The 15,638-nt window shown below is 68.1% G+C and carries 13 protein-coding genes; 8 read left to right on the top strand and 5 right to left on the bottom strand.

Annotation, left to right across the window (positions count from 1 at the left end; genetic code table 11):
- The first annotated feature begins 60 nt into the window (after window positions 1–60).
- A complete protein-coding gene (gene dsbD / locus B0920_RS21480; RefSeq protein ID WP_078034731.1) occupies window positions 61–1,902 on the top strand; it encodes a protein-disulfide reductase DsbD in 1,842 nt (613 codons plus the stop codon).
- 344 nt (window positions 1,903–2,246) lie between these two features.
- On the opposite strand, the gene B0920_RS21475 is transcribed toward dsbD, so the two are convergent.
- Window positions 2,247–2,774, bottom strand: a complete 528-nt coding sequence (locus B0920_RS21475) for a Spy/CpxP family protein refolding chaperone (protein ID WP_078034730.1) — start codon at window positions 2,772–2,774, stop codon at window positions 2,247–2,249.
- 205 nt (window positions 2,775–2,979) lie between these two features.
- On the opposite strand from B0920_RS21475, the gene B0920_RS21470 reads away from it, so the two are divergent.
- From B0920_RS21470 to B0920_RS21445, 6 genes are all read left to right on the top strand, one after another.
- On the top strand, window positions 2,980–3,708 hold the full coding sequence (locus B0920_RS21470) for a response regulator (RefSeq protein WP_078034729.1): 729 nt from the start codon (window positions 2,980–2,982) through the stop codon (window positions 3,706–3,708).
- Window positions 3,705–5,066, top strand: a complete 1,362-nt coding sequence (locus tag B0920_RS21465; protein ID WP_078034728.1) for an ATP-binding protein — start codon at window positions 3,705–3,707, stop codon at window positions 5,064–5,066. Before B0920_RS21470 ends, B0920_RS21465 begins: the two co-directional genes overlap by 4 nt.
- A 110-nt stretch (window positions 5,067–5,176) precedes the next feature.
- The gene (locus tag B0920_RS21460) at window positions 5,177–6,364 is read left to right on the top strand and encodes an efflux RND transporter periplasmic adaptor subunit (protein WP_078034727.1); all 1,188 of its coding nucleotides are present in this window, start codon (window positions 5,177–5,179) and stop codon (window positions 6,362–6,364) included.
- Window positions 6,361–9,453, top strand: coding sequence for an efflux RND transporter permease subunit (locus tag B0920_RS21455; RefSeq protein ID WP_078034726.1), 3,093 nt, complete (start codon window positions 6,361–6,363; stop codon window positions 9,451–9,453). Before B0920_RS21460 ends, B0920_RS21455 begins: the two co-directional genes overlap by 4 nt.
- A 231-nt stretch (window positions 9,454–9,684) precedes the next feature.
- Window positions 9,685–10,551 (top strand): hypothetical protein, encoded by an 867-nt coding sequence (locus tag B0920_RS21450; protein ID WP_229455867.1) that lies wholly within the window; start codon window positions 9,685–9,687, stop codon window positions 10,549–10,551.
- Between the two features lie 118 nt (window positions 10,552–10,669).
- Window positions 10,670–11,659 carry an SLAC1 anion channel family protein gene (locus tag B0920_RS21445; RefSeq protein WP_078034941.1) on the top strand — a complete coding sequence of 330 codons (990 nt, stop codon included), beginning with the start codon at window positions 10,670–10,672 and terminating at the stop codon, window positions 11,657–11,659.
- Window positions 11,660–11,671: 12 nt separating this feature from the next.
- Here B0920_RS21445 and B0920_RS21440 read toward each other — a convergent pair whose 3' ends face one another.
- From B0920_RS21440 to B0920_RS21430, 3 genes are read right to left on the bottom strand one after another with little or no spacing between them, the layout of a single operon-like run.
- Window positions 11,672–12,592, bottom strand: a complete 921-nt coding sequence (locus tag B0920_RS21440; protein WP_078034724.1) for a DMT family transporter — start codon at window positions 12,590–12,592, stop codon at window positions 11,672–11,674.
- A complete protein-coding gene (locus tag B0920_RS21435) occupies window positions 12,589–12,918 on the bottom strand; it encodes a multidrug efflux SMR transporter (protein ID WP_078034723.1) in 330 nt (109 codons plus the stop codon). Before B0920_RS21435 ends, B0920_RS21440 begins: the two co-directional genes overlap by 4 nt.
- Window positions 12,911–13,531 carry a glutathione S-transferase family protein gene (locus tag B0920_RS21430; RefSeq protein WP_078034722.1) on the bottom strand — a complete coding sequence of 207 codons (621 nt, stop codon included), beginning with the start codon at window positions 13,529–13,531 and terminating at the stop codon, window positions 12,911–12,913. The genes B0920_RS21435 and B0920_RS21430 overlap by 8 nt, the downstream gene beginning before the upstream one ends.
- A gap of 97 nt (window positions 13,532–13,628) precedes the next feature.
- Here B0920_RS21430 and B0920_RS21425 point away from each other — a divergent pair, with 97 nt between their 5' ends.
- Window positions 13,629–14,510 carry a LysR family transcriptional regulator gene (locus B0920_RS21425; protein ID WP_078034721.1) on the top strand — a complete coding sequence of 294 codons (882 nt, stop codon included), beginning with the start codon at window positions 13,629–13,631 and terminating at the stop codon, window positions 14,508–14,510.
- A 97-nt stretch (window positions 14,511–14,607) separates the two neighbouring features.
- Here B0920_RS21425 and hemB read toward each other — a convergent pair whose 3' ends face one another.
- Complete coding sequence (gene hemB / locus B0920_RS21420) at window positions 14,608–15,621, bottom strand: porphobilinogen synthase (RefSeq protein ID WP_078034720.1); 1,014 nt, start codon at window positions 15,619–15,621, stop codon at window positions 14,608–14,610.
- Window positions 15,622–15,638 lie beyond the last annotated feature (17 nt).

Here is a 15,638-nt window from a genome sequence, read left to right as displayed (position 1 = left end):
AAACTCGTTTCCCCCAGCCGGTGTACCATGCCGGGGCGCCGTTCCAACTCATCCGACACCATGATCCGTCTTTCCTTCCGTGGCCTGCTGCTGGCCTGCCTGACCCTGTTTGCCGCGCTCAGCCTGTTCGCCTCGAACGCCGCCCGCGCCGAGGAGGAATTCCTCGACCCGGCCGTGGCCTTCCGCTTCGCCGCCCGCATGGCCGACCCGCAGACCGTGGAGGTGACCTACCAGATCGCGGACCGCTACTACATGTACCGCGAGCGCTTCGCCTTCAAGGCCAATGGCGCGACGCTGGGCGAACCGCAAATCCCGCCCGGCAAGGTCAAGTACGACGAGACTTTCCAGAAGGACGTCGAGACCTATAAAGGCTCGGTGACGATCCGCATCCCGGTCGAGGCGGCCGGCAGCTTCACCCTCACCGCGATCAGCCAGGGCTGCGCCGACGCCGGCCTGTGCTATCCGCCCCAGGAACACAGCGTGACCCTCGGCGCCGGCGGCGGATCAAGCACGGCGGCGCTGCCGATCGGCGCGGCCGCAGGGCAGGGCGCGGCCATGTCCACGCCGCTGTCCGGCCAGCCACAGGCCGACAGCGCACCGGCATCCGTATCGGCCGCGTCAAAGGCCGCAAGCGGCGGCGAATCCGAACTCTCGAGCATCGCCGGCATCCTCCAGGGCGGCCGCCTGCTGGCCATCGTGCCGGCCTTCGTGCTGCTCGGCCTGGGCCTGGCCTTCACGCCCTGCGTGTTGCCGATGGTGCCCATCCTGTCCTCGATCATCGTGGGCGAGGGCCAGCAGGTGCGCCGTTCGCGCGGCTTCATCCTGTCGCTGGCCTACTCGCTGGGCATGGCCATCGTCTACACGGCCCTGGGCGTCGCGGCCGGCCTGATCGGCGAAGGCCTGGCGGCGGCCCTGCAGAACCCCTGGGTGCTGGGGGCCTTCGCGCTCCTGATCGTGGCGATGGCGCTGTCGATGTTCGGCTTCTACGAGCTGCAATTGCCGGCCTCGCTGCAGACCCGGCTGGCGAGCGCCTCCGGCCGCCAGCGCTCCGGCAAGCTGGCCGGCGTGTTCGCGATGGGCGCGATCTCGGCCCTGATCGTCGGCCCCTGCGTGGCGGCCCCGCTGGCCGGCGCCCTGGTCTACATCAGCCAGACCCGCGACGTGCTGGTGGGCGGCGCGGCCCTGTTCTCGATGGCGATCGGGATGAGCATTCCGCTGCTGCTGGTGGGCCTCTCGGCCGGCTCGCTGCTGCCGCGCGCGGGGGCGTGGATGGAATCGGTCAAGCGCCTGTTCGGGGTGTTGATGCTGGCCATGGCCCTGTGGCTGGTGTCGCCGGTGATCCCGGGCGCGGCCGAGATGCTGCTGTGGGCGGCGCTGTTCTTTGGCTACGGCTTCTACCTGCTGCGCCATCAGCGTCATTGGGCCGCGATGGCGGCGGGGGCCGCGATCGCCGTGCTGGGCGCGGTGCAGCTGGTAGGCGTGGCGAGCGGCGGACGCGACGCGCTGGCGCCGCTGGCCCACCTGCGCGGAGGCGCGCAGCCGCATCTCGAATTCAAGCGCATCAAGAACGTGGCGGAGCTGGATGCGGTGCTGGCCAATACCGGCGGCAAGACGGCGATGCTGGACTTCTACGCCGACTGGTGCGTGTCCTGCATCGAGATGGAAAAGCTGACCTTCGTCGATCCGGCGGTGCAGGCGAAGCTGGGCAATACCATCCTGCTGCAGATCGACGTGACGGCGAACAATGCGGACGACAAGGCGATGCTCAAGCGCTTTGGCTTGTTCGGGCCGCCGGGGATCATCCTGTTCGATCGGAATGGGAAAGAAATTCCTGATAGCCGGGTGATCGGGTATCAGGATGCGAAGAAGTTCCTGGTGTCGCTGCAGAAGCTGGGCGGTTGAGCGCCGGGCCGCTTCCACGCATTGCAAGCACCCGAACGTCGTACCCGCGGAGGCGGGTACCCAAGTTCGTGACGCAGCCACTGCTCTGAACTTGGATCCCCGCCTGCGCGGGGATGACGTGCTTGCGCTAACGCAAAAATCGATGTGCAGGCCAGCGGCAGGGGCGGGGGCGCTGGTATTCATACTCCATCAAGTTGCTCGCGCCTCAGGCTGCGCACTTCAGGCTGCGCACTTCAGGCTGCGCGCACTTCAGGCTGCACGCATTTCAGGCTGCACGCACTTCAAGCTGTACGTGCTTCAGGCTGTACGCGCTCCAGGCTGCGCGCTCTAAAGGCTGTACGCGCTTAAGCCTGTGCACCTTTTCCGTGCATCATGCCGTGATGACCGCGATGACGGCCATTCCCCTGCTTGGCCTGCTCGTCGAACACCTTGCGCTGTTCGGGCGTGAGCACCGAGTAGAAGCTGTTCAGGGCCGACAGGCGCGCCTCCATGCGGGCGGTGCGCTGCTTCTGGCGTTCGATGCGCATCTGCATGCGCTGCGGCGCCGTCATGCTGGCCCACTGGGCGCGGTCGCCGCGGGCGGCGCGCTCGCCGTTGTCCGGCGGCGTCATGCTGGCCACGAAGGCATCCCAGGCCGGCTGCTGCGCCGGGGTCAGCTTGAGCGCGTCGCGCAGCTTGGCCTGGCGCTCGGCCCGCATCTGCGCGCGCTTGGCCTTGTTCTCGGCCATCTTGGCGGCCCGCTGTTCCTGGGTCATGGCGTGGCCGTGACGGCCTTCCACGGGGGCCTGGGTCTGTGCCTGGACGCCGATGGCGGCGCCGGCCATGCCGAGGGCGGTCAGCGCGATCACAATGTTCTTGCGAATGGTGTTCATGTCGTTTCCTTCAGGTGAGAGTCGGTGAGAGTGCATCACGCGCATCCGGACTGCTCGCTGCACGGAAACCATCATCGTCAAAACTTGTAACCGCCGGATTTCCCCTGTCTGGTACTTTGTATCAATATGTTTCGCGGATGGGCGCATATACATACCGATACAAAACGGCTGTCCAGGCTTTCGCCAGATGCGGATAATTGAGGTTATGGATAATCCCTCTACGATTTTGATTGTCGACGACGACCGCGACATCCGTACCCTGCTGGCCGACTACCTCGAATCGAACGGTTATCGCACTCTCGCCGCCGCCGACGGCACCGGCATGTGGAAGGCCCTGGACGAAGCCCGGCCCGACCTGATCGTGCTCGACCTGAACATGCCAGGCGACGACGGCCTGACCCTGTGCCGCAAGCTGCGCGCCAGCTCGGACTTGCCGGTCATCATGCTGACCGCCCGCAACGAGCCGCTCGACCGCATCCTTGGCCTGGAAATGGGCGCCGACGACTACCTGCCCAAACCCTTCGAGCCGCGCGAGCTGCTGGCGCGCATCCGCAGCGTGCTGCGCCGCTCGCACGCCATGCCCTCCAATTCGCCCTCCGAGAACGTGCAGCAGATGAAGTTCTCGGGCTGGACCCTGGACCTCACCGCGCGCCACCTGGTCAACCCCCAGGGCGTGGTCATCATGCTCTCGGGCGCCGAGTTCCGCCTGCTGCGCGTCTTCCTTGAGCATCCCAACCGCGTGCTCAACCGCGACCAGCTGCTCAACCTGACCCAGGGCCGCGACGCCGACCCCTTCGACCGCTCGATCGACATCCAGATCAGCCGCCTGCGCCAGAAGCTGGGCGAAGACGCGCGCATGCCGCAGATCATCAAGACCGTCCGTAACGGCGGCTACGTGCTGGCCGGACAGGTGACGGTGGAGCCACCGGCGTGAAAGCCTTCCTCGGCTCGATGACCGGCCGCGTGTTCGTCACGCTGCTGCTCGGCATCGTCATCTCCGCCGCCCTGACCCAGCTGGCCGCCGACTACGAGCGCCTGCGCCTGTTCGAGCAACAGCGCGACCAGCACCTGCTGGAACGCGCCGAACAATTGGTGATGGCGACCGAGATCGTGCCGGCCTCCGCGCGCAGCGTCTACCTGTCGGTGGCCAACCGGCCCGGCCTGCGCCTCGAAGTGGCCGCGCCCCAGCCCCTGGCGCCGGTGCGCAGCTGGTTCGCCAACTCGCTCGCCGCCCGCCTGGGCGAAGGCTATGCGATCGAATCGGCGGCGTCGCGCCCGCCCTCCTGCGACATGCCGCACCAGCAGCCCATGCTCTACGGCCTGGTGACCACCCAGTGGAGCGGCGCCTGCGAGGCGCTCAACGTGCGCCTGCGCGACGGCGCCGAGCTGCGCCTGTCGGTGCTGCCGCCGCGCTCGGCCATCGTCGGCCCCGAGACCGACTACCGCACCGTGATCGCGCTCTTCCTCCTGAGCATCGCCGGCCTGGCCTACCTGGTGGCGCGCATGACCACCCGCCCGCTCAAGCAACTGGCCCGCGCCGCCCAGGACCTCGGCCAGGACATCAACCGCCCGCCGCTGGAGCTCAGGGGCGCCAGCGAGATCCGCCAGGCCAGCGCCGCCTTCAACGCCATGCAGGCGCGCATCCGCCAGTACATTTTCCAGCGCACCCAGATGCTGGCCGCCATCACCCACGACCTGCAGACCCCGCTCACCCGCATGCGCCTGCGCCTGGAAAAAGTGCCCGACGCCGAGCTGCAGGAACGCCTGGTGGGCGACCTGTCGGCGATGCAGGAAATGGTGCGCGAGGGCCTGGTGCTTGCGCGTAGCATGGACACCACCGAGGCGATGCAGATGCTCGACCTCGATTCGCTGCTCGAGGCGGTGTGCGCCGATGCGGTCGACGCCGGACAGGCCGTCGAACTCGAAGGCCATTCCGGCATGGCCCTGCTGGGCCGGCCGCTCGACCTGCGCCGCTGCCTGGGCAACCTGATCGACAACGCGGTCAAGTATGGCCGCGAAGCGCGCGTGTGCGTGGACCACATCCACGGCGCCGCGCGCGTGCGCATCCGCGACAGCGGGCCGGGCATCCCCCAGGCCGAGCTGAGCCGGGTGTTCGACCCGTTCTACCGCGTCGAGAGCTCGCGTTCGCGCGAGTCCGGCGGGACCGGGCTGGGACTGACGATCGCGCGCAACATCGCCGAGCAGCACGGCGGCAGCATCGCGCTGGCAAACCATCCAGAAGGCGGACTCGAGGTCACCCTCAAGCTGCCGGAGTACTATCCGAACAAATAGCGAGTTCATCTGCGTGTAACAAGGGCATGCGAGAATCTAGCGCGGCGTTAGCGCTCGCATGCCGAGACCAGGGAAGGAGCTGCCGGCGACGGCGGCCTAGGGACGAGAAAATGAAAAAGAAGAACATGGGATTGATTGCCGCAGCCGCGGCGGTGGTGCTGGCCGGCGGCTGGTACCTGAACCAGGGCAGCGCGCATGCCGAAGCCGGACCGGGCAAGGGTGGTCCGGGCAAGGGCGGGGCGGGTGGCCCGCCACCGGTCACCGTCAACGTGGTGGCGCCCCAGCGCCAGGACGTGGGCGTGGAACTGCTCGCCACCGGCACCGTGACGCCGGTGCGCACCGTCGACCTGCATCCGCAGACCACCGCCACCATCCGCCAGGTCCACATCAAGGAAGGCGACTTCGTCAAGGAAGGCCAGCTGATGTTCTCGCTGGACGACCGCGCCGATCGCGCCAACGTGGCGCGCGCCGAAGCCCAGGTGGCGCGCGACCGCGCCCAGCTCGCCGACCTCGAACGCCAGTTCAAGCGCAGCCAGGAACTGGTGGCCCAGAAATTCCTCGCCCAGAGCGCCGTCGATTCCCTGCAAAGCCAGGTCGAGGCCCAGCGCGCCCTGGTGCAGAGCAATGCCGCCGCCGCCCGCGCCAGCCAGGTCGCGGCCAGCTATACCGCGATCCGCGCGCCGATGACGGGCCGGGTCGGCGCCATCGACGTCCACCCGGGCAGCCTGGTGCAGCCGACGACCTCGCTCACCACCATCACCCAGCTCGACCCGATCAACGTCTCCTTCACCTTGCCGGAATCGGCCCTGGCCTCGATCCTGAGCGCCCAGAAGCAGGGCAAGGTCGAGGTGCGCGCCAAGGTCACCGACGACAGCCAGGACGTGGTGGGCCGCCTGTCCTTCATCGACAACACGGTCGACCCGCAGGCCGGCACCATCCGCGTCAAGGGCGAGTTCGGCAACGCCGACACCGGCCTGTGGCCGGGCCAGTACGTGACCGCGCGCGTCACCGTCCAGACCATCAGGGACGCAGTGGTGATCCCGCAGACCGCGATCATCACCTCGACCGCCGGCACCTTCGTCTACGTGGCCGGGGCCGACGGCGCGGCGCGCCAGGTGCCGGTCAAGCGCCTGCACGCCTTCGGCGACTTCGCGGCCGTCAGCGGCCTGGCCGGCAACGAGAGCGTGATTACCGAGGGCAAGCAGAACCTGCGTCCGGGCGGCAAGATTCGCCTGGCGGGCAAGGGGCAGGGCGCCCAGGGCGACAAGAAACCCGCTGACAAGGGCGAGAAGGCATGAACCTCTCCGAACTCTGTATCCGCCGCCCGGTGATGGTGGTGCTGCTGTCGATCAGCCTGGTGCTGGTCGGCGTGCTGGCCTACATGCACATCCCGGTCGCCGCGCTGCCGAGCTATAACACGCCGGTCATCAACGTCAACGCCAACCTGCCGGGCGCCAGCCCGGAGACCATGGCTTCCTCGGTCGCGCTGCCGCTCGAAAAGCAGTTCGCGACCATCGCCGGCATCAAGCTGATCACCTCCACCAGCACCCAGGGCAATACCTCGCTGACCCTGGAGTTCGACGAATCGATCGACGTCGACAAGGTGGCGGTGGACGTGCAGGCCGCGCTGCTCGCGGCCCAGCGCCAGTTGCCGCAGGAAATGACCGATCTGCCGTCCTACCGCAAGGTGAATCCGGCCGACGCCCCGATCCTGTTCATGCACATCACCTCGCCCTCGATGGACCTGGCGGAGCTGAACGATTATGCGGAAAACCTGATCTCGCCGGCGATCTCGACCGTGCAAGGCGTGTCCCAGGTCAACATCAACGGCCAGAAGCGCTTTGCCGTCCGGGTGCGCGCCAAGTCCGACCTGATGAACGCCCGCAACATCTCGATGGACGAGCTGGCGGCGGCCCTGCGCGCGGCCAACTCCAACACCCCGCTCGGCATCCTCGACGGCCCGACCCAGAGCCTGACCATCCAGGGCGGCGGCCAGCTGATGCGCGCCAAGGACTTCTCCGACCTGATCGTCGCCACCCGCGACGGCCTGCCGGTGCGCCTCAAGGACATCGCCGAGGTCGAGGACAGCTACCAGTCGGTCAAGGCCGCCGGCAGCCTGAACGGCGAGCGCTCGATCTCGCTGATGGTGCAGCGCCAGCCCAATGCCAACACGGTGGAAGTGGTGGACAAGGTGCGCGCCCTGATCCCGCGCTTCGAGGAGCAATTGCCGGCCTCGATCAAGATCATCCTGGTCAACGACCGCTCGGTCTCGATCCGCGAAGCGATCCACGACGTTAACCTGACCCTGGCCGGGACCGTGATCCTGGTGATCCTGGTGATCTTCCTGTTCCTGCACCGCCTCACCGCGACCTTCATCCCGGCGGTCACGGTGCCGATCTCGCTGCTGGGCGCGCTCTCGTTGCTCTATGCGTTGGGCTATAGCCTGGACAATATTTCGCTTCTCGGTATCACGCTCGCGGTCGGCCTGGTGGTCGACGACGCCATCGTGGTGCTGGAGAACATCGTGCGCCACATGGAGATGGGCAAGAAGCCCCTCCAGGCGGCCCTGATCGGCTCCAGGGAAATGGGCTTCACCATCATCTCGATCTCGATCTCCCTGGTGGCGGTGTTCATTCCGATCTTCTTCATGCCGGGCGTGATCGGCCTGCTGTTCCGCGAGTTCGCCGTGATCGTCGGCCTGGCGGTGCTGGTGTCGGCGGCGGTGTCGCTGACCCTGGTGCCGATGCTGTGCTCGCGCCTGCTCAAGCATGGCGGCCACGTGGACCCGAAGGAAATGTCGTGGATCGGCCGCCGCTTCGAGGCCATGTTCGTCAACGTGCGCGACGCCTACGGCCGCACCCTGGACCTGGCGCTGCGCCACCGCTTCCTGGTGCTGATGCTGGCCTTCGGCACCTTCGCCCTGACCGCCGTGCTCTACATGACCATGCCGAAGGGCTTTTTCCCTGAAGAAGACATTGGCCAGATTCGCGTGACCGTCGAGACCGCCGAAGACACGTCCTCGCTCAGGCTGCAGGAGCTGCAGGCCAAGGTGGTCGACATCATGCGCAGCAGCCCTTATGTGCAGGACACCACCTCCTTCACCGGCGGCGGCAACACCGGCCGCATGTTCCTGGTGCTCAAGCCGCGCAACCAGCGTCCGCCGATGCCCATCGTGGTCGACGAGCTGCGCAAGGCCACGCGCCAGGTGGCCGGGGTGCAGGTCTTCATGTCGCCGGTGCAGAACCTGCAACTGGGCGGGCGCCAGAGCAAGAGCCGCTACCAGTACACGCTGCAGAGCGTGTCGGGCGGCGAGATCGGCGGCTGGGCCGAGAAGTTCATGGAAGGCATGCGCGCGGACCAGCGCTTCCGCGACGTCACCAGCGACTCCCAGAACAAGGCCCTGCAGGCGACCATCGACATCGACCGCGACAAGGCCGCGCTGCTGGGCGTGGAGATGGACGACGTGCGCACCGTGATGTACGCCTCCTTCGGCGAGCGCCAAGTCTCGACCATCTACTCGACCGCGGCCAGCTACTACGTGATCCTGGAAGCGGCGGACTCGGACCGCTACTACGACGAGGCGCTGTCGCGGGTCTCGGTGCGCTCGAAATCGGGCGAGCTGGTCAAGCTGTCGAGCTTCGCCACCGTCAAGCGCACGGTCGGCCCGCTGGCGGTCAACCACCAGGGCCAGTTGCAGGCGATCACGCTCTCCTTCAACCTGGCGCCGGGCGTGCCGCTGGGCGACGCCACCGACGCCATCGACAACATGGCGCGCGAGATGAAGCTGCCGGCCTCGATCATCGCCACCTATGGCGGCGACGCCGCGGTGTTCCAGGACACCCAGTCGAGCCAGCTGATCCTGATCCTGGCCGCGATCGGCGTGATCTACGTGCTGCTGGGCGTGCTCTACGAGAGCTATATCCACCCGCTCACCATCCTGGCCGGCCTGCCTTCGGCGGCGGTGGGCGCGCTGCTCACCCTGTGGCTGTTCGACATGGACCTGACCCTGATCGCCATGATCGGCATCCTGATGCTGATCGGCATCGTGAAGAAGAACGCGATCATGATGATCGACTTCGCGCTCGAGGCCCAGCGCAGCCAGGGCATGAAGCCGCAGGAAGCGATCCGCGAGGCCTGCATCCTGCGCTTCCGCCCGATCCTGATGACGACCCTGGCGGCGCTGATGGGCGCGCTGCCGATCGCCCTGGGCATCGGCGCCGGCGCCGAGCTGCGCCAGCCGCTGGGCCTGGCGGTGGTGGGCGGCCTGATCTTCTCGCAGGTGATCACGCTCTACATCACCCCGGTCATTTATCTGTATCTCGACAAGTACAGCGGCACCGGTCCGATGACGGACGAGCAACTGGCCAAGCGCGAAGCCATGGCTTGATGCCGTGCTGGCCGGCGCAGCGGGAAAGCCGCTGCGCCGGACGGTATGCTTTTCGCGGAAACATTTTGTAACATCCATCAACGACCGTGGCCGGTAAGCTGTGCGGCGCATGGGGTGCGCGGGCGATCCAAAACGGTTAGACTGCGCTTCTCTGCCGCTTTTTCAGACGCTGCTTCAGGAAACCGACCGATTTTGCGTGACCATTCCCACACCTTTGTTGAGGACAGCGATGTGTGCTCGCATTGCGGGCAACCGCTGCCGCGCGCCGCGGCGCCGACCTATGGGCGCCAGGGGCCGAACCGGTACGCGCTGGCCGGCACGATCGCGCTGCACCTGCTGCTGGTAGCGATCTATTTCTTCAAGCCGGAAGACCGGGAGAAGCAGGCGCGGCCGGCAGGCGACAAGGAAACCGACGTGGTCTTCGTCGCCCCCCTGCAACAGCCCAAGCCCCAGCAGCGCGAGCAGGCGCCCAGGCCCACGCCCAAGCCCACGACCAAGACGAGCACCCCGCGTCCGCAGCCCGAACGGGTCCAGGTCCAGCGCTTGCCGGACACCATCACCTTGCCGGAAGAAAAACCCGTCGAGGTGGCCAAGCCCCAGCCCAAGACCGAAGTGCCGCCGGACATGGACATGGCGGCCTATATCGAAGCGCGCCGCAAGCAGCGCGGGGCGCCGACCGGCAGCGAGCAGCCGCAGGAGGAAAGCGAGGCCGCGCGCGGCACCCGCCAGGCCCTGGCCAACATCGCCGCCATCAACGGCCGTGGACGCGAGGACCGCAACGAGACCGGGGGCATCTTCTCGGTGTCGAACAAGACCTTCCACAGCATGGACCTGCGCTTCCGCGGCTGGAATCCCAACTTCAAGCGGCGCTGGCTGACCCAGGTGACGGTGGAGCAGGGCAGCGAGCCTGACGTCGAGACCGCCGTGGTCAAGAAGATGATCGAGCTGATCCGGCGCGAGAAGACCGGCGATTTCGAGTGGGATTCGCACCGGCTCGGACGTGTGGTCACGCTCAGCGCGCGCCCCCAGGATACGGACGAGCTGATGGCCTTCTTGTTCAAGGAAATGTTCCCGGAATACAGGCCGCCACGGCGCTGAGCCGCCCGGCCAGCCTGGACGTCCGGGCAAAAAACCGATCCGCACAAGCATGGTCCGCAAGGCCTTGCAGACTGACAATGTTCTTATGAACAAGACGTCGACCTGCAAGGAGCAGACCATGTCCACCGCATCCGGCAGCATTACCCCCACCCCCACCACACTCGCCTGGCTGCCGATCGGCATGTTCGGCGCCGTCATGGGCCTGTCCGGCCTGGCGCTGGCCTGGAAACTCGCGCACCGCCACTTCGGCCTCACGCCCCTGGTCGGCCAGGCCCTGGGCATCGCCGCCGTGCTGGCCTTCGTGGCCCTGGTCCTGGCTTACGGCTTCAAGGCCGCCGCCAACCCGGCCGCCGTGCGCGCCGAATTCGAGCACCCCGTGGCCGGCAAGCTGTTCGGCACGCCGCTGATCAGCCTGCTTCTCCTGCCCATGCTGCTGGCCGACACCAGCCTGGCCCTGGCCCGCCTGCTGTGGGTCCTGGGCGCGCTGGGCATGCTGGTGTTTGCCTGGAGCAGCGCTGTGCGCTGGATGGCCGTACGTCATGCGACCAGCCAGGTGGCGCCGTCCTGGATCGTGCCGGTGGTCGGCCTGCTCGACCTGCCGCTGGCCCTGCCGCAATTGCAGTGGAGCGGGCTGCACGGCCTGATGGTGTTCAGCCTGGCGGTCGGCCTGTTCTTCGCCTTGCCGCTGTTCACCCTGGTCTTCGCCCGCCTGGCGCTGGACGAACCCCTGGCGCCGGCCCTGCAGCCTTCGCTGCTGATCCTGGTCGCGCCCTTCGCGGTCGGCTTCAGCGCCTATGTCACCACGGTCGGCGCGATCGACCTGTTCGCCGAGGCCCTCTACATGCTGAGCCTGTTCCTGCTGGCGGTGCTGCTGGGCCGCTTGCGCCACCTGCCGCATTGCTCGCCGTTCAAGGTGTCGTGGTGGGCGGCCAGCTTCCCGCTCGCCGCCTCGGCGGTGGCCGCGTTGCGCTACGCCGAGCACGCCGCTTCGCTGGCAGCCGACCTGGTCGCGGGCGTGGTGCTGGCCATCGCCACGCTGACCATCCTGGTGTTCCTGCTGCAAACCCTGGCCGGGCTGGCGCGCGGGAACCTGCACGAACTGGCTTGAGGCGGCGGGCGCCTAGGACAGGCGGATCGCCAGTATCCCGCCGAGCAGCGCGGCGATGCCGGCCAGCCGGACTGCCGGGACCGCGTTTCTCGGCAGGCCCAGCAAGCCGTGGCGGTCGATCAGGACCGAGGCGATCTGCTGGCCGGCGATGGTCGCCCCCACCGTCGCGGCGGCGCCGATCACGGGCATGGCGGAGAACACGGTGGTGACGTAGCAGGCGCCGACCACGCCGCCCAGCCATCCCCACCAGGGCAGCTCGCGCAGGCCCGCCAGCCGCGGCCGCGCCTGTCCCCCGAACGCGGTCAGCAGGCCCAGCACCACGGCCATCCCGGCCGCCGCCACGATGAAGCTAGCCAGGGACACCGCCAGCGGCGCGTTCAGCACGCGCGCCAGTCCGGCATTGACCGCGCCCTGGAGCGGCAGCAGGCCGCCGCAGGCGCAGCCGAGCAGGATCCAGCCGGCCTTGATGCGCGGCGCCCCGCGCGCCGGCGCCTGGCCGCGCACGACGAGGGCGATGCCGAGCGCGACCGCGACGATGCCCAGCCAGGTCAGCGCCGTGAAGGCGCGGCGCGGCATGCCGAGCAAGCCGGCGCCGTCGAGCAGGAGCGAGGCGGCGGCCTGGCCGGTGATGAACAGGCCGACGGTCGCCACGGCGCCGATGCGCGGCATCAGGACGATGCCGGCAATGACGTAGGCGGCGCTGGCCAGGCCCGCCAGCCATTGCCAGGGTTCGGCCTGGGCGAAACGGCTCAGGCCGGCCAGGTCGCCGCGGGCGGCGGCGGCGAGCAGGAGCAGCGCGGCCGCGAGCGACAATTGCAGCGTGGTGGCCGCATAGGGGTTGCCGATGGCCTTGCTCAGGCGCGCATTGGCGGCGGCCTGCACGGGCAGGCCGGCCCCGGCCAGCAGGGCGAGAATCAGGTAGAAGACGGTCATGATGCGAGCGCTTTCAGGCCGGCGCTGCCGGCCACGATGAGGACAATGCAGGACGGCCGCGCCAGCGAGAACGGCTCGGCGAAGAACAGCATGCCGACCAGGCTGACGCCGACGGCGCCGATGCCGGTCCAGATCGCATAAGCGATTCCAAGCGGCAAGCCGCGCAAGGCCAGGGCGAGCAGCCCGATGCTGGCGAGTGCGGCCAGCAGCGCGAGCATGCTGGGAAACGGACGCGACCAGCCATCCGACCATTTGATCGCATAGGCCATGCCGATTTCGACGAGCCCGGCGGCCAGCAACAGGCTCCATGCCGCCGCCTTAGCCATGGCTGGCCTCGCTCGCCCGCTGCATGCCGCGCCTGAGCGCCGGGCGCTCGCCCAGCCTGTGCAGCCAATCCGCGACCTGCGGAAAGTCGCGCACGTTGATCCCGAGTTCCTCGTGGGTGGCGAGCCAGGGGTAGAAGGCGATGTCGGCGATGCCGTAGTCGTCGCCGGCGACATGCTTCGCTGTCGCCAGGCGGGCGTCGAGCACGCCGTACAGGCGCCGGGTCTCGCGGGTGTAGCGGTCCAGGGCCAGGGCGTCGTGGTGGGGCGCGGCGTGCCGGAACCACCAGAGTTGCCCCAGCATGGGGCCGACGCTGGCCGCCTGCAGGAACAGCCATTGCAGGACCTGCTCGCGTTCCCCGTGCGCTCCGGGCAGGAGCTTGCCGCTGGCCTCGGCGACATGGAGCAGGATGGCGCAGGACTCGAACATGCTCCAGCCGTCGTCCCGGGCCAGCACCGGAATCTTGCTGTTGGGACTGAGGCGGACGAAGTCGGGGGCGCGCTGTTCACCGGCGTCGAGGTCGACGCGGCGAATGCGGTAGTCCAGTCCAGCCTCTTCGAGGGCGATGGTGAGCTTGCGCCCGTTGGGCGTATCGGCGATGAAAGCGGTATACATGATGGGTTCTCCTTTGAGATGCCTGCCAGCGTATCCTGTGCAAGAATGGAGTTCCATTAGCAATCTTCGCTTAACCCTTCGCCATTTTTGCACAAGCATGAACTGGGACGATTGCCGCTACTTTTATGCCGTGGCCGAATCCGGCTCGCTGTCGGCGGCTGCGCGCCGGCTGGGCCAGAGCCACTCGACCATCCTGCGCCGCCTCGACAAGCTCGAGCAGAGCCTGGACGTGCGCCTGTTCGAACGCTTCCAGAGCGGCTACGTGCTGACCCCGGCCGGAGAGGAATTGCTGGCCCTGCTGGGGCCCGTGGACGAGGGGATGCAGGACCTGGAGCGCCGCATGAGCGGCCGCAACGCGGCCCTGCAGGGAACGATCAGAGTGACCACCACCGACACCCTGCTCGAGGCCCTGCTGTTGCCGGCGCTGGCCAGCTTTCGCGCGGCGCATCCGGGTATCCGGCTCCAGGTCACGGTCGACAACGGCTTTCTCAACCTGACCCGGCGCGAGGCCGACGTGGCGCTGCGCCCCTCCAGCGCGCCGCCGGAAAACCTGGTGGGGCGCAAGGTGGGCAGGCTCAGGACCGCGCCTTATGCCTCACGCGCTTACCTGGAGCGCTTGCCGTCAGGGACGATGGGCGACTGGGGCCGCTACGACTGGGTGGCGCCGGACGAAGGGCTGGGACACCTGCGCCAGGCGCGCTGGCTGCGCGAGCGGGTGCCGGAGGAGAAGCGGGTGCTTAGCATGGACAGCCTGCTGGGGATGGCGGGCGCGGTGGACGCCGGCGTGGGGGCGGGGATGTTGCTGTGCCTGCTGGGAGACGCGCGTCCGGGGCTGCTGCGCCTGGCCGAGCCGGACGCCGGCCTGGATACCGAAGTATGGGTGCTGACCCATCCGGACATGAGGCGGGTAAACCGGATCAGGGTGTTCACGGAACACCTGTACGCCAGCCTGGCGCAGCACCCGGGCCTGAACGGCTAGCCGCTGCGCGCCGGCCACGCAGCCCGGCGCGACCTGGCGCCGCCGCCCGGGCCTCGCCGGCCGCGCCTCGCCGGCCGCGCCTGGCCCGGGCCCGCGATCAGGCCTGCGCCTTGAGCTTGCGCGCGATCTCCAGCGCGAAATAGGTCAGCACGCCATCGGCGCCGGCGCGCTTGAAGGCCATCATCGATTCCATCATGACCTTGTCGTGATCCAGCCAGCCGTTCTGCGCCGCCGCCTTGATCATCGCGTACTCGCCGCTCACCTGGTAGGCGAAGGTTGGCACCTTGAATTCGTCCTTCACGCGGCGCACCACGTCGAGGTAGGGCATGCCCGGCTTGACCATCACCATATCGGCGCCTTCGGCCAGGTCGAGCGCCACTTCGCGCAGCGCCTCGTCGCTGTTGGCCGGGTCCATCTGGTAGGTGTTCTTGTCGGCCGTGCCCAGGTTGGCCGCCGAGCCCACCGCGTCGCGGAAGGGACCGTAGAAGGCCGAGGCGTACTTGGCCGAATAGGCCATGATGCGGGTGTGGATGTGGCCCTTGTCTTCCAGCGCCTGGCGGATCGCGCCGATGCGGCCGTCCATCATGTCCGAGGGCGCCACCACGTCCACGCCGGCATCGGCCTGGGCCAGCGCCTGGCGAACCAGCATCTCGATGGTCTTCTCGTTGACGATGTAGCCGTTCTCGTCCGGCAAGCCGTCCTGGCCGTGGGTGGTGTAGGGGTCGAGCGCCACGTCGGTCATGATGCCGAGCTGCGGGAAGTGGCGCTTCAGTTCGCGCACCGCGCGCGGCACCAGGCCTTCCGGGTTGGTGGCTTCCACCCCGTCATAGGTCTTGAGCGAGGCGTCCACCATCGGGAACAGGGCCAGCAGCGGGATCCCGAGCGCCACGCATTCTTCCGCCACCTTGAGCAGCACGTCGACCGACATGCGCTCGACGCCCGGCATCGAGGCCACCTGCTGGCGCTGGTTCTGGCCGTCGAGGATGAAGACCGGGTAGATCAGGTCCGAGGCGGTCACCACGTTCTCGCGCATCAGGGCGCGCGAGAACGGGTCGCGGCGCATGCGGCGCATGCGCGCGCTCGGGTAGGAGGCGGGAGTAATGATGGTCATCGCTGTCTTCCGAAAAA

This window comes from Massilia sp. KIM (genome assembly GCF_002007115.1).
GTDB lineage: Bacteria > Pseudomonadota > Gammaproteobacteria > Burkholderiales > Burkholderiaceae_D > Telluria.
This window is presented reverse-complemented; position numbering and strand designations above follow the sequence as displayed.

Bases quoted from the DNA above. Each gene is read 5' to 3' on its own strand.
- dsbD (WP_078034731.1), top strand. From the start codon at position 61: ATGATCCGTCTTTCCTTCCGTGGCCTGCTGCTGGCCTGCCTGACCCTG.
- B0920_RS21475 (WP_078034730.1), bottom strand. From the start codon at position 2,774: ATGAACACCATTCGCAAGAACATTGTGATCGCGCTGACCGCCCTCGGC.
- B0920_RS21470 (WP_078034729.1), top strand. From the start codon at position 2,980: ATGGATAATCCCTCTACGATTTTGATTGTCGACGACGACCGCGACATC.
- B0920_RS21460 (WP_078034727.1), top strand. From the start codon at position 5,177: ATGAAAAAGAAGAACATGGGATTGATTGCCGCAGCCGCGGCGGTGGTG.
- B0920_RS21455 (WP_078034726.1), top strand. From the start codon at position 6,361: ATGAACCTCTCCGAACTCTGTATCCGCCGCCCGGTGATGGTGGTGCTG.
- B0920_RS21445 (WP_078034941.1), top strand. From the start codon at position 10,670: ATGTCCACCGCATCCGGCAGCATTACCCCCACCCCCACCACACTCGCC.
- B0920_RS21440 (WP_078034724.1), bottom strand. From the start codon at position 12,592: ATGACCGTCTTCTACCTGATTCTCGCCCTGCTGGCCGGGGCCGGCCTG.
- B0920_RS21435 (WP_078034723.1), bottom strand. From the start codon at position 12,918: ATGGCTAAGGCGGCGGCATGGAGCCTGTTGCTGGCCGCCGGGCTCGTC.
- B0920_RS21430 (WP_078034722.1), bottom strand. From the start codon at position 13,531: ATGTATACCGCTTTCATCGCCGATACGCCCAACGGGCGCAAGCTCACC.
- B0920_RS21425 (WP_078034721.1), top strand. From the start codon at position 13,629: ATGAACTGGGACGATTGCCGCTACTTTTATGCCGTGGCCGAATCCGGC.
- hemB (WP_078034720.1), bottom strand. From the start codon at position 15,621: ATGACCATCATTACTCCCGCCTCCTACCCGAGCGCGCGCATGCGCCGC.